The sequence below is a fragment of the Micromonospora sp. NPDC050686 genome, assembly GCF_040654475.1.
GTDB lineage: Bacteria > Actinomycetota > Actinomycetes > Mycobacteriales > Micromonosporaceae > Micromonospora.
The window spans coordinates 38,530-50,150 of sequence record NZ_JBFAID010000021.1; the positions used below are offsets into that span (position 1 = coordinate 38,530).

The 11,621-nt window shown below is 73.7% G+C and carries 10 protein-coding genes; 3 read left to right on the forward strand and 7 right to left on the reverse strand.

The window, feature by feature from the left end; translation table 11 throughout:
• Positions 1-275 precede the first annotated feature (275 nt).
• Positions 276-923, reverse strand: a complete 648-nt coding sequence (locus AB0H57_RS16230) for a hypothetical protein (RefSeq protein WP_357507030.1) — start codon at positions 921-923, stop codon at positions 276-278.
• Positions 924-1,019: 96 nt separating this feature from the next.
• Between AB0H57_RS16230 and AB0H57_RS16235 the strand changes: the two genes are divergently transcribed.
• Entirely contained in the window at positions 1,020-1,622 is a 603-nt protein-coding gene (locus tag AB0H57_RS16235) for a TetR family transcriptional regulator C-terminal domain-containing protein (RefSeq protein WP_357507032.1), read from the forward strand.
• Between the two features lie 10 nt (positions 1,623-1,632).
• Here the strand turns inward: AB0H57_RS16235 and AB0H57_RS16240 are convergent, their stop codons facing one another.
• The 3 genes from AB0H57_RS16240 to AB0H57_RS16250 all read right to left on the reverse strand — a co-directional run bounded on the left by AB0H57_RS16240 (position 1,633) and on the right by AB0H57_RS16250 (position 5,032).
• Positions 1,633-2,040, reverse strand: a complete 408-nt coding sequence (locus AB0H57_RS16240; protein ID WP_357507034.1) for a CoA-binding protein — start codon at positions 2,038-2,040, stop codon at positions 1,633-1,635.
• A gap of 85 nt (positions 2,041-2,125) precedes the next feature.
• Entirely contained in the window at positions 2,126-2,845 is a 720-nt protein-coding gene (locus AB0H57_RS16245) for a hypothetical protein (RefSeq protein ID WP_357507036.1), read from the reverse strand.
• Between the two features lie 27 nt (positions 2,846-2,872).
• Positions 2,873-5,032 (reverse strand): intein-containing Rv2578c family radical SAM protein, encoded by a 2,160-nt coding sequence (locus AB0H57_RS16250; protein ID WP_357507038.1) that lies wholly within the window; start codon positions 5,030-5,032, stop codon positions 2,873-2,875.
• On the opposite strand from AB0H57_RS16250, the gene AB0H57_RS16255 reads away from it, so the two are divergent.
• Positions 5,031-5,447, forward strand: a complete 417-nt coding sequence (locus AB0H57_RS16255; protein WP_357507040.1) for a DUF393 domain-containing protein — start codon at positions 5,031-5,033, stop codon at positions 5,445-5,447. The two genes, AB0H57_RS16250 and AB0H57_RS16255, sit on opposite strands and share 2 nt — an antisense overlap.
• A gap of 37 nt (positions 5,448-5,484) precedes the next feature.
• Here AB0H57_RS16255 and AB0H57_RS16260 read toward each other — a convergent pair whose 3' ends face one another.
• The 3 genes from AB0H57_RS16260 to AB0H57_RS16270 form a co-directional block, all read right to left on the reverse strand.
• Positions 5,485-6,210 (reverse strand): cellulose binding domain-containing protein, encoded by a 726-nt coding sequence (locus tag AB0H57_RS16260; RefSeq protein WP_357507042.1) that lies wholly within the window; start codon positions 6,208-6,210, stop codon positions 5,485-5,487.
• Between the two features lie 307 nt (positions 6,211-6,517).
• Positions 6,518-9,091 carry a LuxR C-terminal-related transcriptional regulator gene (locus AB0H57_RS16265; protein WP_357507044.1) on the reverse strand — a complete coding sequence of 858 codons (2,574 nt, stop codon included), beginning with the start codon at positions 9,089-9,091 and terminating at the stop codon, positions 6,518-6,520.
• 5 nt (positions 9,092-9,096) lie between these two features.
• Complete coding sequence (locus AB0H57_RS16270) at positions 9,097-10,362, reverse strand: Hsp70 family protein (RefSeq protein ID WP_357507046.1); 1,266 nt, start codon at positions 10,360-10,362, stop codon at positions 9,097-9,099.
• Positions 10,363-10,660: 298 nt separating this feature from the next.
• On the opposite strand from AB0H57_RS16270, the gene AB0H57_RS16275 reads away from it, so the two are divergent.
• Complete coding sequence (locus AB0H57_RS16275) at positions 10,661-11,578, forward strand: IniB N-terminal domain-containing protein (RefSeq protein ID WP_357507048.1); 918 nt, start codon at positions 10,661-10,663, stop codon at positions 11,576-11,578.
• Positions 11,579-11,621: the final 43 nt, after the last annotated feature.

The window sequence follows — 11,621 nt, forward strand, 5'->3', positions numbered from 1 at the left end:
CACCCGCACCGGCCGTACCCACTGCCGGGCGACGATCCCGGCCGGGGTCAGCGCGATCCGGGGAGTGCGCCGCCATTGGGCGACCACCAGGTTGGCCAGCAACGCGAGCACTGCCGGCGCCGCGCCCAGCGGGCCGGCCGGCTGACGCCGTACCAGCAGCCCGCCGAGGACGCCGAGCGCCAGCGCGGCCACCAGCGCGATCCGCTGTCGCCGCAACGCCCGGTCCGCGTCTGTGGCAGGCCGGCAGGGTACGCGGGCCGCGCACCGGCGGCGGCTCAGCCGTCCTGACCGGGCAGCCGGGCCGGCAGTTGCCGGCGCGCCCGGGCGACCAGCGCCTTCGGATCGTCCGCGTAGAGCCGGATCTCGCGCACCGGACGACTCGGCCCCGTCGGCAGCGGGACCTGCAACGGTGCACAGAGGACGACGTCCACGCTGGTCTGGCTGCCGGCGGAGATGTTCAGGATGTCGTCCTCGACCTGCACCGCGCGGCTGGAGGGCAGCGAACGGTAGCGGGCGGCGACCGTCGCGACGGCCGACCAGGGCAGGGTGACGTCGACCGAGGTGCCGTTGCGGATCCGTAGTCCTTCCTCGCCGAGCAGGTGGGGATGCAGGCGCAGGCTGGCGAAGAGCCCGATCATCCACAGCACACCCCAGACGCCCAGCGCCAGCGCGGCGTACCGGACCCAGGTCCAGGGCACGGTGTGCCGCAGGATCAGCTCCAGGATCGGTATCTCGATCACGGAGAGGCCGATGAAGACACCGAGAATCGGGGTCACCACCCCGACGTAACCGAACGCCTCCGCGCCGGGTGGCACCTCCACCGGCCGGCGGAACATCCAGCGGGCCAGGCTCCGCCACATGCCCGCCTCGTACGCCACCGCCCGTCGCCACCGGGACGGCGTCGTTCGGTCCGTCGTCGGCATGCCTCACCCACCCCCGCTCGTTTTGCATTGCGACTGCAATGTAAAACGCTCGTCGGTAACGTGTCAATGCAATCGCAATGTGAAAACATCGAGCCCATGCCGAAGCGGGTGGACCACGCGGAGCGTCGAGCGCTGATCGCCGACGCGCTGATGCGGGTCGCGGCGGAACGCGGGCTGGAGGCGGTCAGCCTGCGACACGTGGCCGCCGAGGCGGGCGTGTCGTCGGGCATGGTGCAGCACTACTTCCGCACCAAGGACGAGATGATGACCTTCGCCCTGTCGGTGGTCCGGGAACGCGGCGAGGCCCGGGTGGGGAAGGCCGTCGCCGCCCTCGGCGCCGACCCGGACCCGCGTACGCTGCTGCGGGCCATGCTGGTCGAGCTGCTGCCCCTCGACCCGGTCCGGCGCGCCGAGGGCCGGGTCGCGCTGGCCTTCCTCGCCTACACGGCGGTCCGGCCGGCGGTCGCCGCCTCCCTGCACCAGGAGACCGCCGTGTTGCTGGCGTTCGTCGCGGGGCAGATCCGGGCCGCGCAGGCCGCCGGGGTGCCCCCGGACGTCGACCCGGACGCCGGCGCGACGGCGCTGCTGGCCGTCCTGGAGGGGCTCGGGGTATGTCTGCTGGGCGGGCACCATCCGGCCGGGACGGCCCTCGCCGCGCTCGACGCCCAGCTGGGCCTGATCTTCGGGCGCCCCGGCTGACCAGGGGCGCTCAGCCCACCCGGGTGAGGCCGCCCGCCGCCCGCTCGACGATCAGGCACCGGTCCTCGACGTAGTCGATCCCCGCCTCCTCGGCGAGCCGGCGTGCCTCGGCCGAGACGATGCCGAGCTGCAACCAGACGGCGGGCGCGCCGATCTCCACCGCCTGCCGGACCACCTCCACCGCGTCCCGCGCCGGCCGGAACACGTCCACCAGGTCCACCGGGTGCGGGATGTCGGCCAGCGTCGGGTACGCCTTCTCGCCGAACAGCTCGTCGACCGTCGGGTTCACCGGGATGATCCGCCAGCCGTGCCGCTGCATCTCCAGCGGCACCCGGTGGGCGGCCTTGCCCGGGTCGCGGGACGCGCCCACGACGGCGATCACGGCGGAGTCGGTGAGGATCTCGCGAGCGCTACGCATCTCCCGAGCGTATCCCGCAGGTAAGGAGGGGCCCCGGTTAACGCTTTCGGTAGCAGGGGCCCCTTGTTAACACACCCGGAGCGGATCAGCCGGCCTCGTCGAGCACCTGCCGCAGCCGCGCGTACTCCTCGTCGGTGCCGATGGCCGCCCGGTCCGCGGGTCGGGTCGTGTAGTGCCGCAGCGCGGCGGCCAGTTCGGCCGGCGCCGCGTCCAGCTCGGCCACCGCCACGGCCTCCCGGTTGCGGGCCCAGCCCCGGATGCGGAGCAGCTCCGGCCGGCTCACCGGCAGCGAGATGAGCCCGTTGCCGCGGGGCGAGCCGACCCGGCCGGCCGGGTCGAGCGCCGCCCAGGGCACGAAGACCTCGCGTTCCAGGTGCCGATGAGTGATGCCTTCCGGAGTCACCTCCACCCCGGGCGCCCGACGCCAGCAGCCGGCGGCGATGCCGACGGCGACGATCCCGAACAGCGCCGCCAGCGTCGGCGACGAGGCCCGCAGTGCGGTGTCGACCGCCTGGTACGTGGCGAAGCCGACCACCAGGGGCGCGAAGCCGAAGCCGGCGCGAGGCGGGACGTAGAAGGCGCCCTCCCGCGCGTCCACCCGCAGCCCCCGGCCGCCGGGCCGGGCGCGGAGGAGGCGCACCACCGCGCCGAGCAGGAGCACGAGCGGCAGCAGGCCCAGCATTATGGCTGGCCCGCCCACCGCGTACCCCCAGCGGACCAGCGGCGCGAGCAGCGCGCCGCCGACGAGGGCGGACACGATCAGGACACGTTGCCGGCGGCGTGCCGCCGCGATGCTCTCCCGCACGCCCGACACCGTAGGCGCGGCGGACCACTACAGCAGGGTGAGCTGCTCCGTCGCCGGCGGCGCGGGCTCGTCGCCGAGCCGCCGGTTGTCGCCCACCTCGGCCCGGTGCAGCCCGTGCCGGCGGGCCGCCATCCGCACCCGCGCGGTCAGCTCCCGCTGGTACGCCTGCGGCGCGTACGACCCGGCGCGGTAGAACTCGCGGTAGCGGGGGACCAGGTGCGGGTGCTCCCGGCCCAGCCAGTGCGCGTACCACTCGCGGGCACCGGGGCGCAGGTGCAGCGCCAGCGGGGTCACGCTCGACGCGCCGGCCGTGGCGATCGCCGACACGGTGGCCTCGATCGACTCGTCGCTGTCGCTGAGCCCCGGCAGGATCGGCGCCATCAGCACGCCCACCTCGAAACCGGCGTCGGCGAAGGCGCGTACCGCGTCCAGTCGGCGCTCCGGGCTGGGCGTCCCCGGCTCCACCGACCGCCACAGCGCCTCGTCGACGAAGCCCACCGAGAACGAGACCCCGACCCGGGTCACCTCGGCGGCCCGGCGCAGCAGCGGCAGGTCGCGCAGGATCAGCGTGCCCTTGGTGAGGATCGAGAACGGGTTGGCGAAGTCGCGCAGCGCCTCGATGATCGGCGGCATCAGCCGGTAGCGTCCCTCGGCCCGCTGGTAGCAGTCCACGTTGGTGCCCATCGCGATGTGCGCGCCGCGCCAACGTGGCGCGGCCAGCTCGCGGCGGACGAGCTCACCGGCGTTGACCTTGACGATCACCTTCCGGTCGAAGTCCTCCCCGGCGTTCAGGTCGAGGTAGGTGTGCGTATTTCTCGCGAAACAGTTGTGGCTCACCACGCCGTTCGCGATGAAGTCACCGGTGCCGGTGGTGATGTCCCACAGGGGCAGCTCCAGTCCCAGCGACTCGATGCTGGTCACTCTCAGCCGGGCCTGGCACTTCAGCGCCGCGCCCTCGATCGACCTCTTACGGGTGATGGCGGGATCGGTCAGGTGGAAGAACCGTAGCCGCTCCGGCAGGCCTCCCGTCAGGCGTAGCTGCCTGACCCGGTTGGGACGACCAGGATCCTCCAGGACGGCGGTGAACCCGAATCGGCGGAAAGCTGCTGCGGCCCGATCGAGGATCTCGTCGTCGCTGTTGCTGATCCGCACGATGCCCCGGCTGCAGCTTCCCTCGGCGTCGAAGATGCCAGCAAGAAAGCCGAGTTGCCACTCGTCGGTCGGATTCTCAGGCCAACGAATCAGCTCGTTTATGGCCCGGACGTCCCGCTCCTTGGACGTGCGAATTGCGGCCATTGCCCGTCGGGTGGCGCTGGCAGGTGAGAAGGAGAACCGTCGTGTCTCCACCCCCGCGTCGGACAGGAAGCGTTCTGTACGGTGCAGCGCCTCGCCGTCGGCGAGTGCCAATCGGAATCGGTGCACCGTCCCCTGTGCAGACGCGTAGCTGGCGAGGTGTGCGTCGCCCCGGACCGTGCCGCAGAGATAGCCAACACGATAGTCGGTTGAGTCCTTTGGAGCGGTGGCGAAGCGACCGGTGCCCATCAAGTGGTTGTTGGTGGTGAGGTAGGGGCGTTGCCCTGCGCCGTTCATCGTGCCGGTCACGAACTTCCAGCCCCGGTCAGACAGGAAGCGGTGATCGCCGCTGGCGACCAGGGTCGTCCCGTCCGCCAGCGTGACGCGGTAGGCGGGCTTCACCGTGGACCACTTGTCCAAGACGGTGGTGACCACGTATCGCCGGTAGGCGCCCTGCGGTTCGGTGCCATAGATCCGGTCACCGGGTTCCAGTTGGCTGATCGGCTTTGTGCGCCCGTCCGCCATGAGAATCGGAGTGTCGCCGGCCAGGCAGTAGACGCACTGGTGGGAGCAGCCCCGGTACGGGTTGATCGTCCACTGGAACGGCACCCGGGACTCGCCGGGCACCCGATTGATGATCGACTTGGCGCGCACCTCGTAAAAAGTCATCCCCGCGAAGCCGGGAGTGTCGAAGGTGCGCACGGTCGCGCCGGGCAGCGCCAGCGGCAGGGGTGGCGTCGCTGGCGCTGACCCGTCGGGATGCCCCTCGTCCGGGGGAGCGGAGAGGTTCTCCCAGCGCATGACCCCCATTCGAACATGCGTTCGAGTTGGTTGCAAGTGACGCGCCGGACACCGGGCCCCGCCGCGCATCCGGTGGGTGCAGGATGGAGCCATGGAGTCGACCTTCGTCTACGACGGCGACTGCGCCTTCTGCACCCGCTGCGCGCAGTTCGTCGAGCGCCGGATCCCCACCGCCGCCCGGGTGGTGCCCTGGCAGTTCGCCGACCTCGCCGCGCTGGCCCTGACCGAGGTGGAGTGCGAGGAGGCGGTGCAGTGGGTCGGCGCCGACGGGTCTCGAGCCGCCGGCCCGGACGCCATCGCGAAGCTGCTCGGCGACAGCGGCCCGCTCTGGCGGGTGGTCGGCGCGGGGCTGGGTCTCGCGCCGGTCCGGACGGCTGCCTGGCCGGCGTACCGCTGGGTGGCCCGCAACCGGCACCGGATGCCGGGCGGGACGGCTGCCTGCTCGCTGCCGCAAGAGGCGAGGGAGCGCCTCTACGGGCCCTCTGGCCGCCCACCCACGGGCACCTGACCGGCACTCCGGCGATCGATCGGGCCGCGGTCGCCCCTCACTCCGGCAGGCCCCGGCAGGCGGTCCCGTCGATGGTGCAGGCCGTGGGGGTGGAACTGATCGGTGAGCCCTCCACCCGGAACGTCACCCGGATCGAGCCCCGGGCGGGCACCGGACCGGCACTCCCGTCCGGCACCAGTGTCCATGTCGCACCTTCCTGGCTGGCCCGCGCGCCCTCGACCGAGGTCATCCGGAGGGATTCCCGGGGAAGTATGACGACCAAGGTCCACTCCGGGGCACTGCTCGGTCCGGTGTTGTCGATCGTCACGGCGGCGTCGTAGCTGAACAGGCCGTTGCGCTCGACGGCGAACTCGGCGCCCAACGGGATCGGCGTGGGTGACGGTGCCGGCGACGCCGGGGGCGCACTGACCGGTGACGGGGTGGCGGCAGTTGGGACGGCGGTGGACGCAGCGCGGGCCAGGGGCCCCGCCGGCGCTCCGGCGGGCGTCGGCCGCGTCGGGGCGACCGGCCGGTAGGTCGGTCGAGCCGCCGCGCTCGGCGTGTTCGTCGCCGGCTCGCTCACCCAGGGGAATCCCGCCGATGGACGGAGCGCCGCCGGTGGCATCCGCTCCGGGGCCCGCAGCACCATGACGACGGCGACCGCCGCCGTGCCGACGATTACCAACCACGCGAGCACCGCCCCCCGGATGGCCAGCGAGGGGACGCCGGCGCCGGCCAGCACGCGCCGTACCGACCTGGCCGCTGCCACGGTCGCGTCCAGCACGATGATCGCCACCGTTCGTGGTCGGCGTCGTGATGCCGGCAATGCGTCCACCCTTCGACTCGTCCGCCGAACGTGTCGCCCGCTCTCGGTCCGTGGCGACCCGCCCCGTCGCGGTACCGGGCCTGGTAGTGCCTTCCGCAGCGCGGCGGACGGGCGTCGGTCGCTTGGGGGCGACAGGCGCGTCTCGATCGGCCCGGCTGCCTGGCCGGCCGCCGGGCGGTATCCGACGGTACCAACGGCCGGCCGGCCGGCCGGGCCCGGCATCGGCCTCTGCCGGTGGGGAGGGCACCTCCCGGATCCGGGCCGGCTACGGCACGGTCCGGGCCGGCCAGGGAGATGTGGCCGCACCGCTCGACCGGTCCGCGACGACGGTACGCAGCAGGGCCAGCAGTTCGGCCCGGTTGGCGCAGTTCAGCCGGGAGCGCATCCGCGCCACATGGTGTTCCACCGTCTTGGCCGAGATGAAGAGCCGGTCGCCGATCTCCCGGTAGGTCAGCCCGGCCACGACCAGTTCGGCCACCTCGTGCTCCCGGTCGCTGAGCCGGTGCGGTGCGCTGGTGACCGCGCCGACAACCTGCTCCTCCGGGCCGCCCGCCCTGGCGCGGTGTGCGGAACCCGTACCCGCCGGCCACCCCTGCAAGGTACGGGCACAATCCAGGAGTGTGGTCATCGCGCGCCGGTCGGAGGTGCGGATGGCGGCCTGCCCGGCCAACCGGGCAGCGTCCCAGTGGAGCCCGGCGTCGTGCAGCCCACGGGCGGCGGCCTCCACCCGTACCGGATCGACCACGCCACGGAGCACGTCTACCCAGCTCGCCGCCGCCGCAGCGACGGCGCCGGCGTACCGGTTGTCGTCGGCCGTGGCGAGCAGCACGGCCACGTGGGCGTCGGCGGCCGCCGGATCCTCGGCGAGGATCGCCGCGTGCAGCGCACTCCAGTGCAGCGGCGTGGCCCACAGTGGCGGGTCGCCGAGCCGGCCCAGTAGCTCTCGCGCCTGCCGTAGGTGCGGCTCCACCCGGACCAGGTCGCCGAGCCGGGCGCCGGCGACGGCCAGCTCGCCCAAGGGGAGCAGCGTGAACAGGTCGACGGGGTGCCGGACGATGGCTTCGAGCGCGTGCTCCCAGCCGAGCCGAAGCGCGCCGAGGTCGCTGTTGCGCCGGGCGAGGCCCACCTGGAGTGTGGTGGCGAAGAGCAGGTCCCGTGCCTCCAGCGGCTCCTCAGCAGTGGCCACTGCGCTGAGCTGCTCGGCCGCGGCGGCCGTACGGCCCCGGGTCATCATGATCCAGGCTTGCAGCAGGCGGTGCCGCCGCGCCATCAGCGGTCCGCCGACTCGGCCGGCCTCGGCCCGGTCCAGCACCCGCTCGGCGATGTCCAGCTCACCGCAGTGCAGCGCGGTCAACGCGGCGAGGGCGGCCGGGCTGTCCGGCAGGAGCACCGCCCGGCCGTCCGGCTCCAGCAGCGCCGCCGCCCGCACCAGGGTGGAGAGCGCGGCGGTTGGCGGGCCACCGATGCTGTCGCGTACGCCCTGGGCTGTCAGCCGTGCGGCGGTGGTGTGCAGGGTCGGCGGGGAAGCGGTGGTGTCGGCCGCGTGCGCGGTCGAGCTCGCGGCGGGCTGTCCGGTGGCGAGCGCGCCGACCGCGGCGAAGGCCGTCGATGCCGGGACGGCCGACCACCGATACAGCTCGATGCTCCGGCCGAGGTGACCGCGGTGCGCCAGCGCCACCGCGGCGACCACGGCGGCCTCGGCCCGTTCGGTCTGTGGGGCCGTCGCCAGCAACCGGTCGGCCAGCCGGAGGGCGGCGTCCAGGTCGCCGGCGAGCGCGCTGGCGACGGCCTGCCGGCCGGTGGCCGGGTGCCCGGCGGCGGTGGCCGAGGCGAACAGTTCGGCCGCCAGCGCCGGCTCCTCGGCCAGCGCCTCCTCGGCAGCCGCCACCAGGGCCGGCGCCGGGCAGTCGCTGGCCACCCCGGCGGCGGAAAGCGCGCGGACCATCGGCAGCACCGCACCGGCGCGGGCGAGCTGGAGTTCCGTGAGCCGTCGCCAGACGGCGGCACGGTCCGTGGCGGGGGTGAGGGTGACGACGGCCCGCCGGACGACCGGTGTCAGCCGGTGGTCGGCGCCGAGCAGCCCGGCCGCCGTGGCGGCGGAGAACAGCTCGTCCACCAGTTGCTGTTCCCGTCCGAGCGCCGCGGCGAGCAGGTCCGGCGGCAGCGGTACGTCCGAGGCGAGGGCGAGCAGGAGACGCTGGACGTCGGGAGCCAGGTTCGCCAGGTCGGGGGCGAAATCGAGAACGACCGGCCGGGGCGGGACGGGCGGGACGACCGCCGCACCGTCCTGCTCGCGCAGGCCACGGAGCAGTCGTTCCACGTCCCGCGGAACGCCACCGGTCTGTTCGGTCACGAACCCGGCCAGGTCGGGTCGTCGGTCCGACTCGGGCAGGGCCGCGAGGAAGGCGTCGGTCCGCCGGCGGTCGAACGGCGTGAGCAACAGCGGCTGCCGCTCCCGGCCGAGCGCGCCGACCAGGTCGACCAGCGCAGCCGGCCGGGGCCAGGGCCGGTACGCGACGACGACCCGCTGCCACCCGGTGGCGACCAGCCGGCGCAGCGTCCGCAGCCGTGCCTCGTCGAGCAGGTGAGCGTCGTCGATGAGCAGCACCGCATCCGGGGCGACCGGGGCGGCCGGATCCGGAACGGTGCTGAGCACCTCGATCCCGGTCGGCCGGTAGGCGCGGGCCAGGGCCTCGAGCAGCGCGCTCTTGCCGTGCCCGCCGGGGCCCGTGACCGCGACGGCGAGGGGCGCCGCGGGGTCGTCCGTGACCGCGCGGAGCAGGGCTCGGGGCGCGTCCGCCCAGGTGAGCCGGCTCTCCGTGGCGCTACTCGTGATCATGGTGGTCATCCTTCGCGTCCACGGGCTCGGGCCAGCATCCGCCGGGATGCCCTGGGCAGCTCCAGCGGGGGAATCCGGATCGGGGGCCGGGGTGGTGGGTCGCCCAGGACACCTGGGTGTTGGTCCGGGTGCCCTGAGGTGACGCTCGTGGCGGCCCGGCGCCGCTTGCCGTCCGGCTCGCGGCCGGGTCGCGGGTCCGGACGGGGGCGCGGTGCGACCACCTGGCAGGCGGCCAGCGCCGCCCCGTTGGCGGCGGTGAGCTGAGGGTCCGGTTCCATCTCCACCTGGACGCCGAGGGTGGCGGTGAGCAGCTCGGTGATCAGCGGAATCCGGGTGGAGCCGCCGCTGAGCAGGACGCCGTCGAGCTGAGCCGGGGTCAGACCGGCCGAGTGGACAGCCCGGACCAGCAGGTCAACGGTCGTCCGCACAGTCGGCCGGATCATGTCCTCGAACCGTACGCGGCTCACCGGCACCCGGGCCGGCCCGGTCGGCAGGGTCAGCAGGACATCGGTCTCCGTGCTCACCGCCAGTTCGTGCTTGGCCCGGTCGCACTGTGCCGGCAGGGTGCGTAGTACCGGGTCCGCCGCTGGGTGCCCGACGGTGGTGAGTTCCCGGGCGAGCACCCTGCGTACGTGTTCGGCCAGCGCCTCGTCGAAATCGACGCCGCCGATCCCCTCCAGGTGTTGGGGAAGGCCGAAGGCCTCGTACGTGCCGTGCGGGGTGCGGCGGACCAGGGCAGCCTCGAAGGTCTCCCCGCCCAGGACGTACACGGCGGCCGTGCTGCCGGGAAATCCCCGGGCCGCGTGGCTCTCGGCCACCGTAATGGTGTGCGGGAGCAGGATGACGTCGGGGAGGCCGAGCTCCGCCAGCGCCTGGTGCAGCAGTTCCCGTCGGTACGGCCCCCAGCTCGCCGGATGGCCGAGTACCACGGCCTCGGCCGCCACGCCCTCCCGGCCGGCCACCTGCTCGACCACCCACGCGGCCAGCACCGCCGTCAGCGTGTGCGGCGGGCACGCTTCGCCGTCGAGAAGGTAGGAGACGTCGTCGCCGACGCGACGGACGAAACCGCGGGCGGCTCGGTCCGCGCCGACCAGGTCGGGTTGCCCGACGGCAAGCGACCCGTCCATGGCCAGGTGCAGCACCGACGGCATGGTCGCCGACCTGCCGAGCAGCGGGACGACCTCGGGGCGGGCCCAGGTCGCGTCGCGCCGCCGGGCGACGGCCGCGGCGGTGGTGCTGTTACCGATGTCGATCCCCAGGACGTACGGCATTCGCTTCTTTCCTCGGCCGGAGGCGGCGGCCGCCGGTGACGGTGCCCGTACCGCGTGGCTCCACTCCGGCGAATCCCGTGGGTTCCTACGTTCGTACCAGAGATCGCCCCCGCCTCGGTCCCCTAACTCCGGCCAGCCAGGATCCCCCCATCCCCCTAACGGGCGAGGGGTCGCTGCCCCGATCAGGACGGTCCGGCTGCGGGTTCGTCCCCGATGTACATCGGTGGCGGGGGTCATAGCGTGACAACGGAATTGACCGACCGTCGTGGAATGCCACGTCCGAGGAGTGAACCGGCAGATGGAATCGCACCAGACCCTGCACGACTTCGTGTTCAACCTGCTCACCGACCCCGACGCCCGGTCGGCCTTCGATCTGGACCCGGAGGGCACGCTGCGGGCCGCGGGGCTCAGCGACATCACCGCGGCCGACGTGCGGGACGTGGTGCCGCTGGTGGTCGACTACGCCCCGGCGCAGGATCTCGCGCCGCTGGCCCAGGCGACCGGGCAGTTCGGGCCTGACCTGCTCGGGGTCGACGCCGTCGGGCAGCTTCAGGCCGTGACGCAGCAGATCAGCATCGGCGGCTCCTACACCGGGCTGGACGCGAATGCTGGCGCGCTGGGTGCCATCGTGGTCGACCCGGGCAGCGTCGCCGCCGGGGCGACCCTGTTCCCGGGGGTCGGCCTGGGGTTCGGACCGGGCGGCGTGGGCGCCGACCTGAGCGGGGCGCACGACGTGGCGCACACCCTCGACGCCGACGTGGTGGGCGGCGCGGACGCGGTGGCTGACCCGGTCGTCGGCGGCCTGACGGGCTCCGTGGGCGACGTGGACGGCCTGCTCGGTGCTCCGGACGCTGTGCTGAACGGTGACCTCGGCGTCGTCGGTGGCGGCCTGTCCGGCACGCCGGGCCAGGTCGAGGGCGTCGTCGGCTCGCTCGGCGTCGACAACGTCGTGCCCAGCGTGCCCGACACGGTGAGTGGTCTCCACGGCACGGTGTACGGCGCCGGCGAGACCGTCGACGACCTGGTCCCGCCGATCGCCGGGCCCGCCGCGGTGGGTGGCGTGACCGACGAGGTGAACAGCACCGTCTCCGGGATCACCGGCGCGGTCGGCGGCGTGAGCGCCGGCGGCAGTGCCGGGGTGGGTGGCGACGGCGCCCACGGCGAGGTGGCCGCGTCCACCGGCGGTCTGCTGGGTCTCAGCGACGGCCCGTTCTGACGGTTCGGGTTGGCGGTGGGCTGGCTCCGTGCGGACGAAACCA